The organism is Mycolicibacterium thermoresistibile, from assembly GCF_900187065.1.
GTDB lineage: Bacteria > Actinomycetota > Actinomycetes > Mycobacteriales > Mycobacteriaceae > Mycobacterium > Mycobacterium thermoresistibile.
Genome location: NZ_LT906483.1, coordinates 3,106,515 through 3,129,795 on the forward strand (window position 1 = coordinate 3,106,515; position 23,281 = coordinate 3,129,795).

Below are 23,281 nucleotides of genomic sequence, written 5' to 3' on the forward strand. Positions count from 1 at the left end.
ATGTCGGATACCGACGGTCGCGACCCGATGAGCGGACCGGCGCGGACCACCGGCCGACCCGACCGCACCTGGTGGCGGGACGCGGTCTTCTACCAGGTCTATCCCCGGTCGTTCCAGGACAGCAACGGCGACGGTGTGGGCGACCTGGACGGCATCACCGCCCGGCTGGACCATCTGCGGTGGCTCGGAGTGGACGCGCTGTGGCTCAACCCGGTCACGGTCTCGCCGATGGTCGACCACGGCTACGACGTCGCCGACCCGCGCGACATCGACCCGCTGTTCGGCGACCTCGCCGCGATGGACCGGCTGCTGCGGGCCGCCCGGCGGAGCGGAATCCGGGTCATCCTCGACGTGGTCCCGAACCACACCAGTTCGCAGCACCCGTGGTTCCGCGAGGCCCTGGCGGCCGGGCGGAACAGTCCGGCACGGCAGCGCTACCTCTTCCGCGACGGCCGGGGCACCGCGGGTGAGCATCCGCCGAACAACTGGGTGTCGGTGTTCGGGGGGCCGGCGTGGACCCGGATCACCGAACCGGACGGCACACCCGGGCAGTGGTATCTGCACCTGTTCGATCCCGCACAGCCGGACCTGAACTGGGAGAACCCGGAGGTGTTCGACGATCTGGAGAAGACGCTGAGGTTCTGGCTGGAACGCGGCGTGGACGGGTTCCGGATCGACGTCGCCCACGGCATGGCCAAACCGGGAGGTCTGCCCGACATGACCGTCACCGACACCAGACTGCTGGCCGAGAGCGGCGACGACCCCCGCTTCGACAACGACCACGTCCACGAGATCCACCGGTTCATCCGCCGGGTGCTCGACGACTATCCACATGCCGTCTCCGTCGGTGAGGTCTGGGTGTACGACAACACCCGGTTCGCCGCCTATCTGCGGCACGACGAGCTGCATCTCGGCTTCAACTTCCGGCTGGTGCGCGCGGAATTCGACGCCACCGACATCCGGGAGGCGATCGACAACTCGTTGGCCGCGGTGGCACTGACCGGCGCCGCACCGACGTGGACGCTGTCGAACCACGACGTCGACCGGGAGGTCACCCGGTACGGCGGCGGCACCCTCGGGCAGGCCCGGGCCCGGGCGATGGCGCTGGTGCTGCTGGCGCTGCCCGGGGCGGTGTTCATCTACAACGGCGCGGAACTCGGTCTGCCCAATGTCGACCTGCCCGATGAGGTGTTGCAGGACCCGGTGTGGCGGCGCTCCGGGGGCGGCGAACGCGGCCGCGACGGCTGCCGGGTGCCGATGCCGTGGTCGGGTGACACTCCGCCGTTCGGGTTCTCCACCACGCCCGACACCTGGCTGCCGATGCCGTCGCAGTGGGCGGGGCTGACGGTGCAACGCCAATCGGGAGAGACCCGGATTCGATGCTGTCGCTCTACCGGCGGGCCCTGCGGCTGCGGCGCTCCCGGGCCGAATTCGCCGGATCCGGTGTGCACTGGCTGGACCACGGACGCGATGCGGTGGTGTTCCGGCGAGACGGCGGGCTGATCTGCGCACTGAACACCGGGCCGGATCCGCTGCCGCTGCCGGCCGGGACGGTGCTGCTGGCCAGCGCGCCGGTGACCGACGGCGCGTTGCCGCCGAACACCGCCGCCTGGGTCAGCGGCTGATGCAGCACCGCCGCCTGGGTCAGCGGCTAACGCAACACCACCGCCGGATCGCCGCGGCGGCGGTAGACCGACCCGAACCGGGCGTCGATCCGCAGCCACGCCGGCAACACCCGCACCCGCACGATCTCGTCACCGGGCACCTGTCCGGGGTCGGTGGCGGGCAGGAAACCCATCGCGGTGAGCGCGAACACGCAGCGCATCGGGATGCCGACGGTGGTGTCGGCCGAACTGACCCGGACCACCTCCTGGTCGAGCAGGGACACCGGCGGGCCGTGTGCGCTGCCGTGTTCGCGGGCCAGCGCACTGCCCTGCTGCGCCAGTTCCAGAACCACCCGGGCCGGGACATCGTCGACCTGGACGAACCCGGTGGGTGGAGGCAGGACGCCCCGCCACACCGAATCCATCGGGAAACCCGCATCGACGTATCCGGTGGGCGCCATGGCGGTCAGGCCGCGCCGCAGCGCGTCGGCGCCGACGGACAGGTCTGCGGGACGCACCCGGCCCCGCACCGCCCGGGCGGCCAGCACGTCGAACCCGGTGGCCACCCACGCCACGACCAAACCGTCGCCCCGCTCCCGCAACCGGATGACCGCGGCCTCGTCGAGCCGCATCGCCCGGTCGGCGAACACGGCGAGATCGTCACGGTGTCCGGGCTCGAGCCACAGACCCCGCTCGGCGGCACTCACCGTAGATACTTCTCGAGATACTCCCGCTGCGGCGGCGTGAGCCGTAACAGCCGCTGCTCCTCGATGTGGAAGGCGGCCAACTGGGTCTCGGCGATCACGGCCGGTTTGGAGTCGGGATCGGCGAGCACCGAGCGCACCTCGTAGCCGAGTGTGAAATCCACTGCCCGTAACCGGTTCACCCAGATCGTGACCTGCAGCGGGGAGTCGGCCAGCCGCAGCTGCCCCTTGTAGCCCACCTTCACCTCGGCGATCAACAGGCCGGTGGTGGCGATGTCCGGTTCGAAGGCGGGACGCAGGAACGGGACCCGCGCCTCCTCCAGAATCGTCACCATCGTGGCGTGATTGACGTGTTGGTACATGTCGATGTCCGACCAGCGCACCGGCACCGGTGTGGTGAATCGTTCGGTCAAGCCGAGGACCCCGTTCCACTCGTACGTGTCATTGCCCGGATCTGCCGAGCCGCCACCGACAGCGTCGCCAGATCACGGATATCATCCTGGTAGATCTCGTCGAGCGTGCGACGGGCCCTCCGCAACCGGGAACTGTTGGTCGATTCCCACTCCGCGATCTTCTCCTCGCCGCTCTCGTCCGGTTCGCCCACGGCGAGCACATCGACCGTCAGCAACCGCAGGGATCCGTAGATGTCGTCGCGAATCGCCAACCGGGCCAGCGAGTGCCAGCGGTCGCTGCGGGGCAGTTCGGACACCGCGGTGAGCAGGGCATCGGCGTTGAGATGGCCCATCAACGCGAAATAGGTCTCGGCCACCTCGGCTGGTTCGCGATCGAGGATGTCGGCGATGTCGATGATGTCGAGCAGGCTGAACTGATACAGCGCGGAGGACACCAGATAGGCCAGCTGCCGCGAGGCGCCGTGTTCGACGAAGTCGGCGGTGCGCCGGGCGACGATGTCGGCGTCGGCGCCGCACAACCACTCCGACATCCGCGGGGTCAGGGCCGCCACCTTCGCGGCGAACCGGTTGATCTCGGCGCCGACCGCTAGCGGCTGCGGCCGGAAGTTGAGCAGCCAGCGCGCGGCGCGGTCGATGAGACGGCGCAGGTCCAAGGTCATCCGGTCCGAAACCGCCACCGGCAGAACACCTTCGGCACCAGCGGTGCGGATCGCATGCCAGATCTCGCCGACCCGGAAGATCGCGTCGACCGCGACGAAGCTGCGCACCGCGTCCACCGGTTCGACGCCGGCGTCCTCGCACACCCGGAACGCATAGGTCAAACCGGCGGTGTCCACCAGGTCGTTGACCAGCATGGTGCTGACGATCTCGCGGCGCAGTTGATGGCCGCGGATCTCGGCGGTGAAATCCCGCAGCGGACGCGGGAAGTAGGACGGCAGCCGGGCGGCGAACACCTCCTGATCGGGCAGTTCGCTTGCCAGCAGCGCGTCCTTGAGGGTCAGCTTGACGTGCGCCATCACGGTGGCCAGCTCCGGGGAGGTCAGACCGACTCCGGTGTCGGACCGTCGGGCGATCTCCTTGTCCGACGGCAACGCCTCCAGTTCCCGGTTCACACCGTGGTTCTCGACCAGATCGTCGATCAGCCGCGCGTGCACCGTTAGCATCGCGGCCGTGTTGGCGCGACTGGTTCCGATGAGGTCGTTCTGCCTGGCGTTGTGCGCCAGGACCATGTCGGCGACCTCATCGGTCATCGACATCAGCAGGTCGGTGCGCTGGTCGGCGCCGATCTTGCCGGCGGCGACCAGCGAGTCGATGAGGATCTTGATGTTGACCTCGTGGTCGGAGCAGTCGACCCCGGCCGAGTTGTCCAGCGCGTCGGTGTTGATCCGCCCGCCGGCGAGGTCGTATTCGACACGCCCCAGCGGTGTCACCCCGAGGTTGCCGCCCTCCCCTATCACCTTGGCCCGCACCTGATTTCCGTTCACCCGCACCGGATCGTTGGCGCGGTCGCCGACGTCGGCGTCGGATTCGGACTCGGCCTTGATGTAGGTGCCGATGCCACCGTTGAACAGCAGATCGACCGGGGCGCGCAGGATCGCCCGGATCATCGCCGGCGGGGTGAGCGCGTCGACGTCGCCGTCGAGCCCCAGCGCGGCGCGGACCTCGGCACTGACCGGGATGGATTTCTGCTGCCGGCTGTACACCCCGCCGCCCCTGCTGATCACCGACGTGTCGTAGTCGTCCCAGCTGGACCGCGGCAGCTCGAAGAGCCGTTTGCGTTCTTCCCACGACCGCGCGGGATCCGGATCGGGATCGAGGAAGATGTGCCGGTGGTCGAACGCGGCGACCAGCCGGATGTGCTTCGACAACAGCATGCCGTTGCCGAACACGTCGCCGCTCATGTCACCGATCCCCACCACGGTGAAGTCCTGGGTCTGGGTGTCCACCCCCATCTCCCGGAAGTGGCGTTTGACCGACTCCCACGCTCCGCGGGCGGTGATGCCCATCGCCTTGTGGTCGTAGCCGACCGAACCGCCGGACGCGAAGGCGTCGCCCAGCCAGAATCCGTACGACTGCGCCACCTCGTTGGCGATGTCGGAGAAGGTCGCGGTGCCTTTGTCGGCGGCGACCACCAGATAGGCGTCGTCGCCGTCGCGGCGGACCACCTCGGCGGGCGGCACGACCGCACCGGTGGTCTTGTCGACGTTGTCGGTGATGTCGAGCAGACCGGAGACGAACAGCCGGTAGCACGCGATTCCCTCGGCCCGTGCCGCCTCCCGGTCCGCGGCGGCGTCCCCGGTCGGCGCCGGCGGTCGTTTGACGACGAACCCGCCCTTGGCGCCCACCGGAACGATCACGGCGTTCTTGACAGCCTGCGCCTTGACCAGCCCGAGGATCTCGGTGCGGAAGTCCTCGCGCCGGTCCGACCAGCGCAGCCCGCCACGGGCGACGTGACCGAACCGCAGGTGCACCCCTTCCACCCGCGGCGAGTAGACGAAGATCTCGAACATCGGTCGCGGCAGCGGCAGTTCTTTGATCAGCGCGGGCCGCAGCTTCACCGAGAACACACCCCGCGCACGGTCCGAATCGTCCCGGGAGACGAAGTAGTTGGTGCGCAGGGTCGCTTCGATGAGAGAGGCGAACGCCCGCAACACCCGGTCGGTGTCGAGGCTGACCACGGCATCGATATCGGCGGCGACGGCGGCCGCCGCCGCGGCGGCGCCGCGCCTGGGTGCGGCCGGATCGTACGCAGACGGATCAAACAGCGCCTCGAACAATTGCACCAGGGACCGCGCGGTCCCCGGATGCTCGTTGAGCACGGTGGCGATGTGGTCCTGGCTGTAGGGGAAGGCGGCCTGACGCAGGTACTTGGCGTACGCCCGCAGCACCCCGACCTGCTGCCAGGTCAGTTCGGCGCGTAGCACCAGTTCGTTGAACCGGTCGATCTCGGCACGCCCGTACCAGATCGCGCTCACGGCGTCGGCGAAGCGTTCCCCGTCGTGCTCGTCTGCGGGGATCTTCGGATCCACGGCGATCTTGAACTGGTAGATCCACACCGGCAGCCCGTCGGGTCGGGTGACGGTGAACGGGCGCTCTTCGAGCACCACGACGCCCATCGACTGCAGCATCGGCAGCAACCGGCTCAGCGACGCCGATCTGCCGCCGACGTACCAGTTGAGCGGCATGATGCCGTCGTCGCTGCGCTCGCCGAGCTCCAACCGCACCGAGTCCTCGGTGAGCTCCTCGATGATCGCGATGTCGGTGATCGCGTCACCGGGGCTGACGGCCTGTTTGTAGAGCTCGCCGAACGCCTGGGCGTAGTGCTCGGCCTGGGTCCGGCTCAGCTGCACCTGCTGCGCCTCATCCAGGAGGCGGTCGCCCCAGGTGCGGGCCGCCTCGGTCAGCAGTTCCTCGATACGGGCTTCGTTGGCCGCCGACACGTCGACGTCGGCCGGATCTGCGCCGTCGGCCAAACGGACCGTGAAATGAACGACAGCCCAAGGTGATTCGCTGACCCGCGCGGTGTAGTCGATGCTGACCCCGCCCAGCTCGCGCATCAGGATGTCCTGCATCTGCAACCGCACCGCGGTGGTGTAGCGGTCCCGGGGCAGATACACCAGGCAGGAGGCGAAGTGTGCGAGGTGATCGACCCGGAGGAAGAGCAGGGCCCGTCGCCGCGATCCCAGTTCGATGACGGCCCTGGCGCGGTCGAGCAGTTGGCGGGCGCTCAACGCGAACAGTTCGGGCCGCGGAATGGTCTGGATGACGTCGTGCAGCAACTGGCCCCGGTGCTGCGGACTGCGCTGGGACAGCGCCAGCGCTTCGCGGACCCGCTGCGAGATCAGCGGGATCTCGAACACGTTCGCGTTCATCGCGGCGACGGTGAACAGGCCCACGAACCGGTGTTCCACCGCGTCTGAGGGTGACCCGTCTGAGCGTTCGCGGATCACCACGATGAACGGGTAGGTGCCGTACCGCAGATAGCTGGGGATGGTGGACTGGGCCAGCACCATCACATCCCCGGGTCCGGTCAACGGCGGCAGCACACCCTCGCGGTGCCGCAGCACCCCCAGCCGGCTGGATTCGTCCACCGTCGCGTACCCGTCGCGGATCGGGCACTGCTGGTAGCCGAGCAGCAGGAACCGTCCCTCGCCGAGCCAGCGCAGCAGCTCGGCGACCTCGGCGCGGTCACGTTCGGCGAACCGGTGCGGGGCGGTCTCCAGCCGGGTGGCGACCTCGGCGAACGCGGCGGTCAGCCCGGCGTGATCCAGTGCCACCTGCCGGGAGTCGGCCAACACCCCGGGAAGAAGTTCGGCGGCCTCGGCCACCGCGCGCCGATCGGCCGAGGGTGACAACTGCACGTGGATCCAGGCCTCTTCGACGGTCGTGCCGGCCGCATCGTCGGCGGGTGCATCGGATGCCGTCCGGACCGCGAGCAGCTCACCGCCGGGTCCGCGCCGCACCCGGAGCGCCGCGTGCATCACCGACGTGTACGGCACGCCCAGCCGGTGCAGCAGCACCGTCACCGAGTCCATGAGCAGCGCGGTGTGATCGGTGACGATCTGCAGCGCCGGACCGACACCGGCCGGGTCGTCGGCGAGGTGCACGGCCACCTCGGAGGTGCCCGGCGACCGCCGCCGGGCGAGCCGGAGCTGGGCCTGCACCAGCTCGGTACTGACGCCCCGGTCGGTGTCCGGTCCGGTCCCCGAGTCATCGGGTGGGCTGGTGTTCTCCGAGACGCCGGCGCGCGCCGCATGCCGGGTTGCGGCGTAGGCCTGGGCCAGCACGGCGTGGAGATCGGCGGTGTCGCCCGCTGTCCCGGTCCCCCCAGCGGCCTCCCCTGCCGCCCGGCGGTTGACCGTCATGCGGATCACCCCTGACTGCTGGCCTGCGTGTTGTCGGTCGTTCGCACCGACCAGCGTGACCTACATCACTGGCGCAGAGGTGCGGATCACCGACATTAGTCGCGGGTGAGGCGCCGGTGGGTGACCCGGTGCGGGCGTGCCGCCTCGGGGCCGAGCCGTGCGACCTTGTTCTCCTCGTAGGCGGCGAAGTTGCCCTCGAACCAGAACCACTGTGCCGGGTTGTCCTCGGTGCCCTCCCACGCCAGGATGTGCGTGCAGACCCGGTCCAGGAACCAGCGGTCGTGGCTGATCACGACGGCACAGCCGGGGAACTTCTCCAGCGCGTTCTCCAGCGAGCCCAGCGTTTCGACGTCGAGGTCGTTGGTCGGTTCGTCGAGCAGGATCAGGTTGCCGCCCTCCTTGAGGGTGAGCGCCAGGTTGAGCCGGTTGCGTTCACCACCCGACAGCACCCCGGCCGGCTTCTGCTGATCCGGGCCCTTGAACCCGAACGCCGAGACGTAGGCGCGGGACGGGATCTCGTTCTGGCCCACCTCGATGTAGTCGAGCCCGTCGGACACCACTTCCCACACCGTCTTGTTGGGATCGATGCCCGCGCGGGTCTGGTCGACGTAGCTGAGCTTGACGGTCTCACCGATCTTGACGGTGCCGCTGTCCGGCTCCTCCAGACCCACGATGGTTTTGAACAGGGTGGTCTTACCGACACCGTTGGGCCCGATGACGCCGACGATGCCGTTACGCGGGAGCGTGAACGACAGATCCTTGATCAGCGGCCGGCCGTCGTAGCCCTTGTCGAGGTTCTTCACCTCCACCACGACGTTGCCCAGCCGCGGCGGGGTCGGGATCTGGATCTCCTCGAAGTCGAGCTTGCGGCTCTTCTCGGCCTCCGCCGCCATCTCCTCGTAGCGCTGCAGCCGGGCCTTGCCCTTGGCCTGACGCGCCTTGGTCCCGGAGCGGACCCAGGCCAGCTCCTCCTTGAGCCGCTTGTGCAGCTTGGCGTCCTTACGGCCCTGCACCTCGAGGCGCTCGGCCTTCTTCTCCAGATAGGTCGAGTAGTTGCCCTCGTACGGGTACGCCCGGCCGCGGTCCAGTTCCAGGATCCACTCGGCGACGTTGTCCAGGAAGTAGCGGTCGTGCGTGACGGCGAGCACCGCACCCTTGTACTCGGCCAGGTGTTGCTCCAGCCACAGCACGCTCTCGGCGTCGAGGTGGTTGGTGGGCTCGTCGAGCAGCAACAGGTCCGGCTTGGACAGCAGCAGCTTGCACAGCGCGACGCGGCGCCGCTCACCCCCGGACAGGTGGGTCACCGGCTCGTCGGGCGGCGGGCAGCGCAACGCGTCCATCGCCTGCTCGAGCTGCGAGTCGAGGTCCCAGGCGTCGGCGTGGTCGAGCTCCTCCTGCAGCCGGCCCATCTCCTCCATCAACTCGTCGGAGTAGTCGGTGGCCATCAGTTCGGCGACCTCGTTGAACCGGTCGAGCTTGACCTTGATCTCGCCGAGCCCCTCCTCGACGTTGCCGCGCACCGTCTTCTCTTCGTTCAGCGGCGGCTCCTGGAGCAGAATGCCGACCGTCGCCCCGGGTTGCAGGAACGCCTCACCGTTGTTGGGCTGGTCCAACCCGGCCATGATCCGCAAGACGCTCGACTTCCCGGCCCCGTTCGGGCCGACGACGCCGATCTTTGCGCCCGGAAGGAAATTCAGGGAGACGTCGTCAAGGATGACCTTGTCGCCGTGCGCCTTGCGGACCTTCCGCATCGTGTAGATGAATTCGGCCATGCCGTGGTGTTGCCTTTCGAAAGCTTGCGGAGTTCGTCGTACCCGCGGCCCATCCTAGGCGTGGCCGGATAGTGGCGGGATGGCGCTAGGCCGTCAGTGGCAGACCCGCCCCCTCGGGTGGGTCCGGTTCGGCGCCCTCGGTCGGCTCGACTTCCGGCTCTTCTCCCGGCGGCTCTTCTCCCGGATCGGGGCCGACTCCGTTCGCGGCGTTGTGCGGACCGGCTGATTGCTGCCGGTCGCCGGCCGGACCGGGCTCCGGGTGCCGGCGATGCTCGATGCGGGCGACGCACCGCGCCAGATCCGGGCCGACCGAGGTGGCCTTCACCTCGACCGAGGATCGACGGACTCCTTCTCTGTCCTCATATTCGCTGGTGTAGACATATCCAACAACGATCACCGCGTCACCCTTCCCGAGTGCGGCGCCGACGCCGGTGACCAGTCTTCCCCAGCAGTTCACCGTGACGAACAACGTGTTGCCGGGTTCCCATTCCCCGGCGGCGTTGCGGCGCCGGGAGTTGCTCGCCATCCGGAATTTGATCAGCTCCTGATCGCCCACCCAGCGCCGGTCGGGTTTGGTGACGATGTTGCCGACGACGGTGATCGGTGTCTCGAACATTTCGGTTCCCTTCCTGCCGGCGGTCGCCGGCCCCCGCGGCGTGCCGGTGTGGCCGCCGTGGCCCCATTGACCGCGTGGGGACCGACGGCCGATGTCGCCTGCCGGTCGGCGGGACCGATGGTTGTGGATGACGCGGCGATTGTGGATGACCGGTCCGGTGCCGGACAGGGCGCCGGCCGAGTCAGCGTTCGGTGCGGGTGCGCTGCTGTTCGCGCCGGGTCAGTTCGGCGAGCATGGCGTTGTAGGCGGCCAGCTCCGCGTCGTGGTCACGGTCGGCGGCCCGGTCCATGCGCCGGGCGGCGCGTTGATCGCTGCGGCTCCACTGGATCAGCAGTGCCAGCATCACCAGGACCAGCGGAACCTCACCCGCGGCCCACGCGATCGCGCCGCCGAGCCGCTGGTCGGCGGCCAGGTCGGTGTGCCAGTCCAGCAGCAGCGACCGGTAGAACCGTTCGGCGAGGATGTTCTTCATCCCCATCAGCGCCACCCCGAAGAACGCGTGCAGCGGCAGCGAGGCGAACACCATCCCGACCTTGGCCAGATGGGGCACCTGACGCGGCGGCGGGTCCACCCCGATGGCCACCCAGTAGAACAGGTAGCCGCTGAGCAGGAAGTGGATGTTCATCGCGACGTGGGCGGCGTGCTCCTTGGCGGCCACGTCGAACAGCCCACCGAAGTACAGGCCGTAGAACCCGACCACGAACATGACGGTGGCCACCAGCGGGTGGGTGAAGAATCGCGACGGCGGCGAGTGCAGCGCGGCCAGCAGCCATTCCCGCGGGCCGGGCGGAGCGCCGCGGCCGGCCACCGGCAGCGCCCGCAGCGCCAGGGTGACCGGACCGCCCAGCGCGAGCAGCACCGGCACCAGCATCGACAGCAGCATGTGCGCGATCATGTGCACGCTGAACATCGCGGGCATGTACCGGCCCAGCCCGGACGAGGTGGTGAACAGCAGCAACGCGCAGCCCAGCACCCACGCCAGCGTGCGGCCGAACGGCCACGCGTCACCGCGGCGCCGCAGCCGCCGCACCGCGAGCAGGTACAGCACCGCCAGCAGGATCGCCGCAGTGCCGAAGATCAGGTCGAAGCGCCAGTCGAACAGGATCCGTGCCACCGTGGGGGGACCGGCCAGGTCGTACCCGATGGCGACCTCGACGGGGCTGGGCTGGCGGGGCGGCGGGGGCGGCGGGGTGCGGCCCAGGCCGACCGCGATCCCGAACGTCGCGCCGAAGATCACCGCTTCGGTCAACGCCAGCCGGATCAGCGGGCCCCGACTGTCCGGGTCGGCCTGCACCGCGGCGACACCTCGGCGTCGTTGTTGCCAGCCGATCACCCCGAGCAGCGCGAACGCGACGATCTTGGCGAGCACCAGTCGGCCGTAATTGGTGGACAGCAGGTCGGACACGTTCATCCGGACCAAGGCGTTGATCACGCCGCTGAGCGCCATCGCGATGTAGCACCAGAACGCCACCGCCGAGAACCGCCGGGCCGCCAGATCGGCGTGGTCGGCCGTCCGCGTCGCGTGCGCGAGCAGCGCGAGCAGCCCACCGGCCCACACCGCCGCCACGAACAGGTGCACGAGCAGGCTGTTGGTGGCCAGATCGTGGTCTCCGCCGGCGGCCGAGTGCCCGGTCAGACCCAGCGGGAGCAGCGTGATGAGCGCCCCGGCGAACAGGAACGGTGTCCAGCCCCACCGCAGCACCGGCCGGGCGGCCAGGGTCAGCGCGGCGGCGAGGAAGGCCGTCCACCGCCACGCGCCGGCGGTGTTGACCTGGTCGGCGGCCGCCCACAGGCTCACCGGTTCGAGGATGGTGAACACCGGTTGCCCGGACACGTCGGAAACGGTCAGCGGCACCATCAGCGCCGCGCACACCGCCCACACGCCCGCCGCCACGCTCCCGGTCTGCAGGGCGCGGTAACCGCTGACATCGAGGACGCCGTTGGGCTGTGGCGGAACGAGGAACGCGGCGAACATGAACGAACCGACCGCGATCACCGCGGCGATCTCGCCGGCCGCGCGGACGAACGGCAGACCGTATGTGGTGACCGGACCCGGGTTGGGCAGCCCGGTCGCGGTCAGTGCGTCCACCAGCGACATGGCTGCGACACCGGCGGCGACCGTCCCGGCGAGCAGGGCGACACCGACCAGTACCGGCCACGCCGCGCTGCTGCGCACACGGGACCCGACCGACGTCATGACCCCAGCGTATGGCGTCCGCCGCGGCGGACCATCACCCGATGGCCAACGTCACGCCTCGGCGCGGTCGGACGCCGCCCGCCGGGCCGCCTCCCGGACGAAGAACTGCCGCCGGGAGATCTGCTCGATGGTGTCCATGTCGGCCAGGATGTCGCGCAGTTCGGTGCGGAACGCGGCACGCCGCTCCATCAGATCCGGGCTGTGCGGACCGAACAGTTGTTGATCCGCGGCCACCTGCCGCGCGGTGGCGAACAACAACGCCGACACCGATTCGGTGCTGCGGACCCGGCCCTGGGCGACGTACTGCTTGCCGAGCCCGAGCGCGCGTGTGGTGAGGTCCTTCTCGTCGACGTGACCGGGTGCGTCCCGCAGCACGTCCGCGACGATCTCGTAGGCCTCGAAGAAGGGCCGCAGCATCGCCCCGGCCAGCAACGGTTTCTTGTCCGCCAGCAACGCCCGGACGTGATCGCCGCCCGTGGTCAGCGAGGACTCCCAGTCGTTGTGCCAGGACATCTCCTCGGCCACGTTCTCGCGGAAGGTGGCCGAGTCGGCGAAGTAGAAGTCGAACTTCAGCAGGTCCCGCAACCGCATGACCTGCGACCAGAACGCCTCCACCCGGTCCCCGTCGGCCCGGGCCGCGTGCGCCAACGCCAGTTCGACGATGGACGTCTCCAGGAACGCGTGAATCAGCGAGTTGCGGTAGAACGCCGCCTGATGTTCGTCGGCCGGTGCGATGTACCAGACCGGTTCGCGGCCGCTGTCGACACAGGTGACGGGGTGACCGTTGGACAAGGCGTCGACCGCCGCGCGAACCCCCTCCGGGGTACACAGCCGCAGGGCGCTGTTGGTCACCGGGGTCTGTTTGCGTTCCAGATAGTCCAGGGAATCCTGCAGGGTGTGATGCAGCTGGTCGAGGGTGAGCGCCACCCCGCGGGTGGCCAGCAGCAGCGCCGACACCAATCCGGTCGCGTTGACCGGTGTCGCCCGCAGGATCCGCCATGCCACCTCGAACGCCATCTTCTGCAGCGCCAGGCGTTTGGCGGCCTCGTCGTGCGCGATCGGCCCGTGCGGCGGGCCGAGGTATTCGCGCATCGAGACCGCCTCGGGGAAGCGGACATAGATCTTGCCGTAGTTGCGCTCCCCCTGCGCTTTGATGAAGTCGAACAACCAGCCCACGTTCTCGGGGGTCTTCTCCCCGCCCCGGGCGTAGGCCGCGTACTCGGCGGTCTCGTGCAGCTGGTCGAAGCTGATCGACACCGGCTGCAGCAGCAGGTCGTCGGTGCGGCCGTCGAGGTAGGCGTCGGCGACGTAACTGAGCAGTCCGAGTTTGGGCGGCAACATCTTTCCGGTCCGAGACCGGGTGCCCTCGATCGACCAGCTCAGGTTGAAGCGTTTCTCGACGATGTAGCCGATGTACTCCTTGAGCACGTACTTGTACAGCGGGTCGTCGCCGATGTTGCGCCGGATGAAGATGACCCCGGAGCGGCGCAGGATGCTGCCCAGCGGCGGGAACGACATGTTGATGCCGGCGAACAGGTGCGCCGGTGGCAGCCGGTTCTCGTGCAACGCGACGGTGAGCACGGCGCTGTCCAGATTGGACCGGTGGGACCACAACATCACCGCGGGGTGCGCCTCCAGCCCGCGTCGCATCACCTCGACCTGGTCGCGGTCGTAGTCGATCCGCGGATCGAAGCCGCGGCTGTAGATGGCCCGGCTGAGCATCGGGACCAGATCCACCGCCAGCCGACTCCACCCGGTGGCCATCTCGTCGAGCAGATTCCCGGCGGCCGCGACGGTGGCACCGGGGATCTTCTCCAGCCCGGCGCGGAATCTGGCCGAGGCCAACATCTCCGGTTTGACCAGTCGCGGCGACTTGTATTCCGGTCCCAGCAGCCGGTATTCCACCCGCTCGATCGCCAGCAGCGCCCGGCGCAGCACGAAGCGGGCGAAGTCGCGTTCGTTCTCGGCGACGGTGGTGTCACTCCACTGCTGCCGCATCTCGGACACCTTCGCCGGTTCACCGGCCACCACCCGCGCCCGGGACGGATCCCGTCTCAGGATGAGGCCCTGCAGCCGGTCCGGCGGGCGGTAGGTGTCCCGGCCGGTCATCAGCTGCATCAACGGGAACTTGGCGGGCAGTCCACCCGGCACCCAGAACACCCGGGCCGGCACGACCGCGCGGTCCTCGTCGGCGTTGAGAAGTTCCACCAGTTGTGCCACCACCCCGGGCGGTGGGTTGTCGTCGGCGGGCAGCCGCAGCACCTCGATCCGGCAGCTGGGGTTGCGGCGCCGCTGGGTCGCCAACCAGTCGTCGAGGAGGCGCATCTCCGCCGGCGAGGACACCGACGCCAGCACCAACGCGTCGTCGGTCGCGGTGAAACTGGCGAACGGGTCGGTGTACGGGGTCATGACCGCTCCTGCGTGCCGAGACCTGGCGGGTGATCGGCGGATTTCCCGGCCTGAGCCTTCTTGGCCTGAGCCTTCTTCGCCTGAGTCTTCTTCACCGGGGTCTTCTTGGCCTGGGTCTTCTTGGCCTGACTCTTCTTCACCGGGGCCTTCTTCGCGGGGCCGCGCGGCCGGGTGTACAGCTCGGGCAGCGGCAGATGCTTACGCGGCCACGCCTTGAGCGTGTCGAGGTAGAGCTGACGGACCTCGGCGATGCGCTCGGGCAGCTCCTCCACCGTCCAGTCGTCCACCGGTATCGGCGGATACACCACCACATCGACCTTGCCGGGATTGAAGGTGGTGGAGTTGCGGGCGGCCACCACCTCGGCATTGCGGATCACGATGGGCACGATCGGGATACCCGTCGCCATCGCGATGCGGAACGCGCCCTTCTTGAACGGGCCCACCTCGTTGGTGTCCACCCGGGTGCCCTCGGGCGCGATCAGAATCGAAACACCCTTGGCCGCAAGCTCTTCCACCTTGCGTAGACCCTCGACCGCGGCGGTCGGATCGGACCGGTCGATGAACGCCACATCCATCACCTTGCCCAGCATGCCCAGCAGTGGGTCGTCAGCGAGCTCCTTCTTGCCGACCATGGTGAAGTTGTCCTTGACCAGCCGGCCGGCGATGACCGGATCCACCTGATTGCGGTGGTTGAAGATGAACACCGCGGGCCGCTCGGCGGTCAGGTTCTCCTCGCCGAGCACATTGAGTTCGACACCGGTGGCCGCCAGCAACAGCTTCCCCCACACCGACGTCAGAAAGTTCACCCCGGCGCGACGACTGCGGCTGAGCAGCCCCACACCCACCGCCCCTGCCGCCACCGGCAGCAACGACGCCACCCCGACCGCGGTGCGCACCTGCGAGACGGGGTTGCTCCCCCGCCGGCTGGTGAACCGCAGGATCGGCCAGCCGCGTTTGGCCGCCACCGACGCCATCTTCCCGGCCGGGTTGGTGGGCCGCGGATTGCCGACCAGATACATCAGCGCGACGTCTTCGTCGCCGTCGGCGTAGAAGTAGCTCCTGGACAGGTCGATACCGCGCTCGGCGGCGAAAGCCTGTACCGCACGGGCCTTTCCCGGGCCCCAGATGATCGGGCGATTCACTTCTCCGGTGATGCAACCGTTCTCGTCCACCTCGAACTTGTTGCTGAGGATGTTCTCGATACCGAGGTAGCGGGCCACCGGCTCGACCTGCACCGTCAACGCCGACGAACTGAGCACCACGGTGTGTCCACGGGCCTGATGGGCGCGGACGAGTTCGCGCATCTCCGGGTAGATGCGGTTCTGGATCTTCTGCACGAACAACCGTTCGGCGAGCTCGTCGATATCGGAAAGTGAACTGCCGCGCAGCATCCGGGCACCCCTGCCGATCAGATCCTCGAACTCCGCACGGCCGAGCTGATGGTTGAGGCCGGCCTGGACCAGCCCGATGAACTCGCCGACGCTGAGTTCACGCCGCCGCAGCCGCTCCCGCGTCATGATCACCCCGGTGAACCCGGCCACCAGGGTGCCGTCCAGGTCGAAGAACGCGCCGATCTCGGGTCCGGGAGGGCTGGCTTCGATCTCGGCGACCGAACCCGGCAGCCGCAGCGTGCGCTCCTCCTCGTCGCGCTCGGCGCGGCGGTCCTCCGCGGTCATCGCATCGCGCTTTCACTCGGCACCACGGCATTCGACATCAGGGCCTCGAGCCGGGCGGGGTCGACCTCGAAGGATGCGGGTTCGGCGCGACCGTCCCCGCCGAGCGCGAGCACCTCGTTGAAACCGGCGAGCAGACAGTGGGCGAACAACCGGGCGTCGGTGATCGCGGCGCGGTCGTACCGGGCGGTGACGGTGAAGTAGCCGCTGCGCGACACCAGGACCACCATCATCGCCACCCCCGGCAGCGGGCCGAGCCCGTACTGGCGCAGCACTTTCGCCCCCGCGATGTAGGTGTCCTCCAGGATCACCGGGACGTTGCTGGCCTGGACGTCGGAATTGACCACCGTCCCCGCCAGCGCCTCCAGCACGGTGTCCGGAAGCAGACTGCCCACCGGAGCCACCATGCCGAGCAGATCCAGCGCCCGTTCCTCACGTTTGCGGGTCATCTGTGCGCGCACATCCTGCATGCGGTCCACCGGATCGACGATGCCGATGGGTGCTGCCAGATTCACCCCGGTGAACCGGTTGCCGCCGGCCGGATCGGCGTCGGAGCGCAGGTTGACCGGGACCGCCATCGGCAACGTGTCGACCGGCACCCCGAGCGCGTCGTGATAGAGCCGCAGCGCACCGCACAGGCCGGTCAGATAGGCGTCGTTGATCGACCCCCCACCGGCTTTCGCCGCCTTGCGCAGATCCTCGAACCGGATGTCGATCGCACCGGTCCGGGATGCCAGGCTGCGGCGGCGCAGGATCGGTGAGGGCTCGGCGACCGGGGTGACCAACCGGGCACTCGACGCCGCGTAGTCCAGCACGCCCTCGACGGTGGCCCGCGGATCCCGCAGCGTCTTTCCGACCGCACGGACGGTGTCGCCGAGCAACCCACGCACACCGCGCACCACCGACCGGGGCAGCCTGCCGACACCCTCCCACATCAGATCGTTGGGTGTGAGGTCCTGCGGGATGGGCAGCGGGGGCTCCTTGCCCGGCGGCGGGTCCCGTTCGAAGTCGTAGATGCTGGCGAACATCTCCACCCCGCCGACACCGTCGGTGACCGCGTGGCTGAGATGCAGCATGGTGGCGGCGCGGCCGTCGCGCAGCCCCTCCACCAACGTCGCCGTCCACAGCGGCCGGGAGATGTCCAGCGGCGACTGCATATCCACCTCGGCGAGGTCGAACACCTGCCGCAGGGTCCCGGGCTCGGGCACCCTCACCCGGCGCACGTGGTAGTCCAGGTTGAAGTCCGGGTCGACGACCCAGCGGGCCGGTGCGGTCGGCAGCGTCGGCATGACCACCTTCTGGCGCAGCCGAAGAACCCGGCGGGACGCGTGGTCGAATCGGGTGCGGAACCGGTCCCAGTCCGGGGTGGTGTCGAGCAGTTCGACCGCCATGATGCCCGAGCGGGTCCGCGGGTTGGCTTCGCCGCGGTGCAGGATCTGGTCCAAACCGCTGAGTTCCTCGGGTAGCCCGGCCGCGTCCAACTCCGGCACATCGCTCATCTGGTGTCGCTCTCCTCGGTCGCGCCTCCCCCGGCTTCGCCCACCACGCTAGCCCGCGGCGATGCGCCTCGGAGCGCATTTTGGGGCGTCGCGACAAGCCTGTGACCCGCCCGGCACGCTAGACTTCAGGCCCGTTGCCTCCGTAGCTCAGCTGGATAGAGCAAGGGCCTTCTAATCCCTAGGTCGCAGGTTCGAATCCTGCCGGGGGCGCTCATGTGCGAAGCGCCGCGACACCTCCGCGTGGGGCGGCTCGCGACGGTTGAAAGCCGCCGGAAACGGGCATGATCTTGTCCACGTCCCGGGAAGACACCCGGGGAGTATCGGCGTCCGGTGTGAGGAGACGGTATGGCGGGCGGCATGGCGATGCGCGACGGCCGCAGCGGCGGCGGTGTCGACGGCCGCAGCGGCGGCGGTGTCGGGACCGATTCCCGGGGCCGGCTGCTGTTGCCGCCGGCGGTGAGCCTGGCCACCGCGGCCACCCTGCTGGTCAACTATCTGGCCAACGCGTTGCCGATCAACGGTCAGCGCACCGGCGATGTCACCCGGCGCATCGACGTGTACTTCGCGCCGGCCGGCTATGTGTTCTCCATCTGGTCGATCATCTATCTGGGCCTGCTCGCCTACAGCGTCTACTTGGGTTTCGTCCTGATGCGTCGCCGGCGCGACAGTGGCGCCGCCCGCGCCGTCGCCCCGTGGTACCTGCTGACCGCCGCGGCCAACTGCACCTGGCTGGTGGCATGGCATCACAACCGGTTCGCGGTCAGCATGGCGTTGATGCTGGTGCTGCTGGTCAGCCTGATCGTGATCTATCGCCGGCAGGCCGCCCGCCCACCCGTCTCCACCGTGGAGAAGTGGTCGGTGCACATCCCGTTCCGGGTCTACCTCGGTTGGATCTCGGTGGCGACCATCGCCAATGCGACCGTGGCCCTCGACGCCGCGGGCTGGGACGGCTTCGGCCTCTCCGAACCGACCTGGGGCGTGATCATGGTGCTGGTGGCCGCCGCCCTGGGGTTGGTGATGCTCGTGCGGTTCGCCGACACCGCCTATGCGCTGGTGCTGATCTGGGCGCTGACCGGCATCGCCGTCGAGTTGCGCGACACCACCGCGATCCTGACCGCCGCACTGGCCGGCGCGGCCGTGTTGGCGGTGGCCCTCGCCGTCACCGTCCTGCGCAGGCGCGGCGGCCGGCCGGCCCCCGCGACCTGATCGGGCACCGTTGTCGGCAAGTTTCCGCCGTTCAATATCGTCACGCTGACCAGCAAATGTTGCTACGTTGACGTCGTTCAGCAATGTCGCTGAAGGAGTTGACGTGGCCCCGGTTCCAGTGGTCGGCCCGGCACATCCGCCACGCAGCGGTGTGCGCCGGTTCCCTCGGCTCTGCGCCTGGGTGGCCGTGGTGTGCATCGCCACCGCGGCGGTGGTCGCCCCGCCGGGCCCCGCCGAGTCCCGCCTCGGGATCTTCTCTGCGGACGGCCCCGGCGCGGGGCCGATGACCCTGACTGTCGCGGCGCTGCCCCTCGCCGACCGTTACGACGAGCTGCGCCCACTGCTCAATCACCGCGCGGCACAACTGCACTGGGTGACGCAGTTCCTCCCGGTGCCGGGCAATGTCCGGTTCCACACCTGGGCCTTCTACACCCACGTCGTCGACCCAGTGGTCGCCAGTGCCGTGCGCAACGCCGCGAACGTCATCGACGGCGCCGCATCCGTGGACACGGCGTTGGAACGCCTGGCCGTGGACACCCGCGCCGCCCTGCGGGACTTCGTGGCCGCCGAATTGTCCGGGCACACCAATGTGGTTCCGCCGGACTCGGATGCAAACGGCGCCGTCACACCGTGGCTGTACTGGGCCATCGAGGTCGCCACGGCCCCGCTGTACTACCTGCCGGTGCCGTCCGCGCTGATCGTCCAGGTGCCGATCGTGGCGCGATTCGCGGTCGACGTCGCCGCCGGCATCGCGGAGAACCTGTCAGCGGTGCTCCACGGCACGCGGACGCCGCATGATGCGTTGCGCAACCTCGCCGAAGTCGTCCAGACCGAGGCCGTGCCCCGGCTGATCGCCGCCGAGCGGGCCGTGTTCACCCCGCCGCCTCCGCCCGACACCCCGTCGAACCGACCGCCGGATGACGACTCCCTTCCGGCCCCTCTTCCGGCCCCTGCCCCGGCGACGAAGAGCGCCGCCGCGCTCCGCGTCGACGACCCGACCGGACCGAGGCGCCACCCACGGGGGATCCGGCCCCGGCCGTCCCGGTCCCACCCGTCCGGACCCCCGGTCTCGGACCGTGGCGGGACACAGCCTGATCAGACTGCTCAGACCGTCCCGCGCGGCGTGCACCGTCCGCCACGGTGGCACCGCGCCGACCTCGGTGCCGGCATCGGCGGTGGTGTCGGCACCGGCGGCGCACCTGCGCCGACACCGGATACCGGACCCGCCGGCGACCCGGGCTGACCCGTTCGGACTAGGCTGGGTCGGTGTCTGATCCGGTGCTGATGCAGGTGGATGATCGGGTCGCGGTCATCACCGTCAACGATCCCGACCGGCGCAATGCCGTCACCTTTGAGATGTCCGCGGCGCTGCGCCGCGCGGTCGAACAGGCCCAGGCCGATCCCGAGGTGCACGCGGTGATCGTCACCGGCGCCGGCAAGGCGTTCTGCGCCGGTGCGGACCTGAGCGCCCTGGGCGAGGCCACCGCCGAGGGGCTGCGCACGATCTACGACGGCTTCCTGGCCGTCGCCGACTGCACCCTGCCGACCATCGCCGCGGTCAACGGCCCGGCCGTCGGCGCCGGACTGAACCTCGCGCTGGCCGCCGACGTGCGCATCGCCGGCCCCCGCGCCCTGTTCGACGCCCGCTTCCAGAAACTCGGCATCCACCCCGGCGGCGGGGCGACCTGGATGCTGCAGCGGGCCGTCGGCCCGCAGGCCGCCCGCGCGGCGCTGCTGTTCGGGATGAGCTTCGACGCCGACGCCGCGGTGCGCCACGGCCTGGCGTTGAGCGTCGCCGACGATCCCGTCGCCGCCGCCCGCGACCTGGCCGCCGGCCCGGCGCAGGCCCCCCGTGAGGTCGTCCTCGCCACCAAGGCCTCCATGCGGGCCACCGCCAACCCCGGCGTCGTCGACACCGACCAGCACCGCATCGCCGTCGACACCGAGATCGGCCCCCAGGCGGCCTCCATCGAATCACCCGAATTCGCCCGCCGCCTCGCCACCGCACGCCGCCGATGACGTGCCGACGCTGCGCTGAATCGCGCTTTCGCCGGGTCGTGCGGTTCCGCGCGGCGTCAACTCAGGAAGAGCGTCAGCGCAGGGAGAGCGTCAGCGCAGGAACAGCAATGCCCGCGACGGGGATTCGATGAGCCCGCGCAGCTCGTCGAGGAACGCCGCGACCTGTGCGCCGTCGGCGACACGGTGGTCGAACGCACAGGTCAACGTCATGGTCGGGCGGGCCACCACGGCGTCGTCGATGACCACCGGCCGGGGTTTGATCATCCCCATGCCCAGGATCGCTGCCTCCGGGTAGTTGATCACCGGCACCCCGTCGTCGAGTCCGAGGGCGCCGAAGTTCGACACCGTGAACGTCGACCCGGTCAGCTCGGCCGGCGTCAGGGTGCCGGCCCGGGCCCGGTCGACCAGCCGCTCCACCGCCGCGCCGAGCTGCGGCAACGTCATCCGGTGGGCGTCGGCGACCACCGGCACGAGCAACCCGCGCGGCGCGGACACCGCGATCCCCAGATGCACCGCCCGGTGCCGGTGGATGCGGGGTCCATCGTCGGTGTCCCGCCAGGTGGCGTTGAGGTTCGGATGGTGTTGCAGCGCAATACCCAGCAGCCGCAGGGTCAGCACGAACGGTGTGACGGTGCGCTCCCCGAGCTGTGCGCAGAGCTCCAGCAGCGCACGGCAGTCCACCTCCACGCGGCCATGGGCGTCCGGTATCTCCCTGCGCGACTGCGTCATCCGACGCGCCATCGCCGCCTGCACCGCACCCACCTCGACCACGTCGGCGGCATCGGCGGGAGCTGCGGGAGCGTCGGCGCCGTCGGCACCGGCGGCGGCCAGCACGTCCTGGCGGGTGATGACGCCGTCCGGGCCGGAGCCCGGCGCCACCGCGGTCAGGTCCACTCCGAGGTCGGCGGCCAGTCTGCGCACCGGCGGTTTGGCCCGGGGCCGCCCGGTCGCCCGGTGCGGGGTGCGCCGGCTGGTGTCCATCGCGTCGTCCGCGCCGTAACCGACCAGCACCGGGTCCCGGTCGGCACCCGCGGACGACGTCTCGATGCGGACCAACACCGCGCCGACCGGCAGGGTCTCGCCCGCCGCGCCCCCGAGTTCGACGATGCGGCCGGCGTACGGGCTGGGAATCTCCACCTCGGCCTTGTTGGTCTCCACGGTGCACAGCGGCTGGTTGAGTTCGACCTCGTCGCCGACCGTCACCGACCAGTCGGTGATGGTGGCGTCCTCGAGGCCTTCACCGAGGTCCGGCAGGAGGAATTCGCGGATGCTGCCGTTCATGGATAGCCCAACGACCGTTCCACGCAGTCCAGCAGCCGGTCCGGGCCGGGCAGCCACAGCTTCTCCAGCCGGGCCGGCGGGTACGGGGTGTCGAACCCGGTGGCGCGCAGTACCGGGGCCTCCAGGTCGTAGAACAGCTCCTCGGTGATCCGGGCGGCCAGTTCGGCACCGAACCCGAGGGTTCTCGGTCCCTCGTGCAGCACGACGGCCCGTCCGGTCCGGCGCACCGATTCCGCGATGGTGTCGAAGTCCAGCGGGTTCAGCGACCGCAGGTCGACCACCTCCAGGCTCCACCCGTGGGTGTCGGCCGCCAGCTCGGCGGCCGACAGCGCGGTGGTGACCAGCGACCCGTACGTGATCACCGTGACGTCCGTGCCGCTGCGGGCCACCGCGGCGCGGCCCAGCGGCCCGGCCGGTGTCGTGGTGTCGACCGGTCCGCGCGCCCAGTACCGACGTTTGGGTTCGAGGTAGATGACCGGGTCAGGGCAGGTGATCGCGTGCCGCAGCAGCCAGTAGGCGTCCGCGGGGGTTCCCGGTGCGACCACCTTGAGCCCGGCGGTGTGCAGCCAGTACGTCTCGGTGGACTCCGAATGGTGTTCCACCGCACCGATTCCGCCGAACGACGGTATCCGCACCGTCACCCGCATCTCGACGTCCCCGCGGGTGCGCATCCGGTACTTGGCCAGGTGGCTGACGATCTGGTCGAACGCCGGATAGGAGAACCCGTCGAACTGGATCTCGGGCACCGGCACGAAACCCCGGATCGCCAGTCCGATGGCGATGCCGATGATCGCCGACTCCGCCAGCGGGGTGTCGAAACACCGTTCTTCCCCGAAGGCGGCGGACAGACCGTCGGTGACCCGGAAGACCCCGCCCAGCCGCGCGACGTCCTGGCCGAACACCAACACCCGCTGATCGGCGGCCATCGCATCGTGCAGGGCGCGGTTCACCGCCTGGGCCAATGTCAGCTCCGGCACCGGCGGCCGGGCCGTCACCAGCGGTCGTTCGATGAGTTGAGTCACG

General features: G+C 69.6%; 14 protein-coding genes, 1 tRNA gene and 1 pseudogene. 5 read left to right on the top strand and 11 right to left on the bottom strand.

The window, feature by feature from the left end:
• Positions 1 to 27: 27 nt before the first annotated feature.
• A pseudogene (locus CKW28_RS14590) lies at positions 28 to 1,625 on the top strand (glycoside hydrolase family 13 protein).
• A 26-nt stretch (positions 1,626 to 1,651) separates the two neighbouring features.
• On the opposite strand, the gene CKW28_RS14595 reads toward CKW28_RS14590, so the two are convergent.
• The 9 genes from CKW28_RS14595 to CKW28_RS14635 form a co-directional block, all read right to left on the bottom strand.
• Entirely contained in the window at positions 1,652 to 2,311 is a 660-nt protein-coding gene (locus CKW28_RS14595) for a DUF8185 domain-containing protein (RefSeq protein WP_003926994.1), read from the bottom strand.
• Positions 2,308 to 2,721, bottom strand: coding sequence for an acyl-CoA thioesterase (locus CKW28_RS14600; protein WP_003926995.1), 414 nt, complete (start codon positions 2,719 to 2,721; stop codon positions 2,308 to 2,310). Before CKW28_RS14600 ends, CKW28_RS14595 begins: the two co-directional genes overlap by 4 nt.
• Complete coding sequence (locus CKW28_RS14605; RefSeq protein ID WP_040547860.1) at positions 2,718 to 7,586, bottom strand: NAD-glutamate dehydrogenase; 4,869 nt, start codon at positions 7,584 to 7,586, stop codon at positions 2,718 to 2,720. Before CKW28_RS14605 ends, CKW28_RS14600 begins: the two co-directional genes overlap by 4 nt.
• A 95-nt stretch (positions 7,587 to 7,681) precedes the next feature.
• Positions 7,682 to 9,358 carry an energy-dependent translational throttle protein EttA gene (ettA, locus tag CKW28_RS14610; RefSeq protein WP_003926997.1) on the bottom strand — a complete coding sequence of 559 codons (1,677 nt, stop codon included), beginning with the start codon at positions 9,356 to 9,358 and terminating at the stop codon, positions 7,682 to 7,684.
• An 85-nt stretch (positions 9,359 to 9,443) separates the two neighbouring features.
• Positions 9,444 to 9,974 carry a single-stranded DNA-binding protein gene (locus CKW28_RS14615; protein WP_003926998.1) on the bottom strand — a complete coding sequence of 177 codons (531 nt, stop codon included), beginning with the start codon at positions 9,972 to 9,974 and terminating at the stop codon, positions 9,444 to 9,446.
• Between the two features lie 181 nt (positions 9,975 to 10,155).
• Entirely contained in the window at positions 10,156 to 12,171 is a 2,016-nt protein-coding gene (locus tag CKW28_RS14620) for a bifunctional copper resistance protein CopD/cytochrome c oxidase assembly protein (RefSeq protein ID WP_003926999.1), read from the bottom strand.
• A 51-nt stretch (positions 12,172 to 12,222) separates the two neighbouring features.
• Positions 12,223 to 14,580: a glycerol-3-phosphate 1-O-acyltransferase gene (locus CKW28_RS14625; RefSeq protein ID WP_003927000.1), complete on the bottom strand. Its 2,358-nt coding sequence runs from the start codon at positions 14,578 to 14,580 to the stop codon at positions 12,223 to 12,225.
• Complete coding sequence (locus CKW28_RS14630) at positions 14,577 to 16,256, bottom strand: HAD-IB family hydrolase/lysophospholipid acyltransferase family protein (protein WP_003927001.1); 1,680 nt, start codon at positions 16,254 to 16,256, stop codon at positions 14,577 to 14,579. Before CKW28_RS14630 ends, CKW28_RS14625 begins: the two co-directional genes overlap by 4 nt.
• On the bottom strand, positions 16,253 to 17,752 hold the full coding sequence (locus CKW28_RS14635) for a wax ester/triacylglycerol synthase family O-acyltransferase (RefSeq protein ID WP_003927002.1): 1,500 nt from the start codon (positions 17,750 to 17,752) through the stop codon (positions 16,253 to 16,255). Before CKW28_RS14635 ends, CKW28_RS14630 begins: the two co-directional genes overlap by 4 nt.
• A gap of 136 nt (positions 17,753 to 17,888) precedes the next feature.
• Here CKW28_RS14635 and CKW28_RS14640 point away from each other — a divergent pair.
• The 4 genes from CKW28_RS14640 (at position 17,889) to CKW28_RS14655 (ending at position 20,977) form a co-directional block, all read left to right on the top strand.
• A tRNA-Arg gene (locus tag CKW28_RS14640) sits at positions 17,889 to 17,962 on the top strand.
• Positions 17,963 to 18,097: 135 nt separating this feature from the next.
• Complete coding sequence (locus CKW28_RS14645; protein WP_003927003.1) at positions 18,098 to 18,958, top strand: TspO/MBR family protein; 861 nt, start codon at positions 18,098 to 18,100, stop codon at positions 18,956 to 18,958.
• 103 nt (positions 18,959 to 19,061) lie between these two features.
• Positions 19,062 to 20,201 (top strand): hypothetical protein, encoded by a 1,140-nt coding sequence (locus CKW28_RS14650; RefSeq protein WP_131588062.1) that lies wholly within the window; start codon positions 19,062 to 19,064, stop codon positions 20,199 to 20,201.
• A gap of 23 nt (positions 20,202 to 20,224) precedes the next feature.
• Positions 20,225 to 20,977, top strand: coding sequence for an enoyl-CoA hydratase (locus CKW28_RS14655; protein ID WP_040547361.1), 753 nt, complete (start codon positions 20,225 to 20,227; stop codon positions 20,975 to 20,977).
• A 90-nt stretch (positions 20,978 to 21,067) separates the two neighbouring features.
• Here CKW28_RS14655 and CKW28_RS14660 read toward each other — a convergent pair whose 3' ends face one another.
• The gene (locus CKW28_RS14660) at positions 21,068 to 22,258 is read right to left on the bottom strand and encodes a dihydrolipoamide acetyltransferase family protein (protein ID WP_003927006.1); all 1,191 of its coding nucleotides are present in this window, start codon (positions 22,256 to 22,258) and stop codon (positions 21,068 to 21,070) included.
• Positions 22,255 to 23,280: an alpha-ketoacid dehydrogenase subunit beta gene (locus CKW28_RS14665; protein WP_003927007.1), complete on the bottom strand. Its 1,026-nt coding sequence runs from the start codon at positions 23,278 to 23,280 to the stop codon at positions 22,255 to 22,257. The genes CKW28_RS14660 and CKW28_RS14665 overlap by 4 nt, the downstream gene beginning before the upstream one ends.
• Position 23,281 lies beyond the last annotated feature (1 nt).

Bases quoted from the DNA above. Each gene is read 5' to 3' on its own strand.
- CKW28_RS14605 (WP_040547860.1), bottom strand. From the start codon at position 7,586: ATGACGGTCAACCGCCGGGCGGCAGGGGAGGCCGCTGGGGGGACCGGG.
- ettA (WP_003926997.1), bottom strand. From the start codon at position 9,358: ATGGCCGAATTCATCTACACGATGCGGAAGGTCCGCAAGGCGCACGGC.
- CKW28_RS14615 (WP_003926998.1), bottom strand. From the start codon at position 9,974: ATGTTCGAGACACCGATCACCGTCGTCGGCAACATCGTCACCAAACCC.
- CKW28_RS14620 (WP_003926999.1), bottom strand. From the start codon at position 12,171: ATGACGTCGGTCGGGTCCCGTGTGCGCAGCAGCGCGGCGTGGCCGGTA.
- CKW28_RS14625 (WP_003927000.1), bottom strand. From the start codon at position 14,580: ATGACCCCGTACACCGACCCGTTCGCCAGTTTCACCGCGACCGACGAC.
- CKW28_RS14630 (WP_003927001.1), bottom strand. From the start codon at position 16,256: ATGACCGCGGAGGACCGCCGCGCCGAGCGCGACGAGGAGGAGCGCACG.
- CKW28_RS14635 (WP_003927002.1), bottom strand. From the start codon at position 17,752: ATGAGCGATGTGCCGGAGTTGGACGCGGCCGGGCTACCCGAGGAACTC.
- CKW28_RS14645 (WP_003927003.1), top strand. From the start codon at position 18,098: ATGGCGGGCGGCATGGCGATGCGCGACGGCCGCAGCGGCGGCGGTGTC.
- CKW28_RS14660 (WP_003927006.1), bottom strand. From the start codon at position 22,258: ATGAACGGCAGCATCCGCGAATTCCTCCTGCCGGACCTCGGTGAAGGC.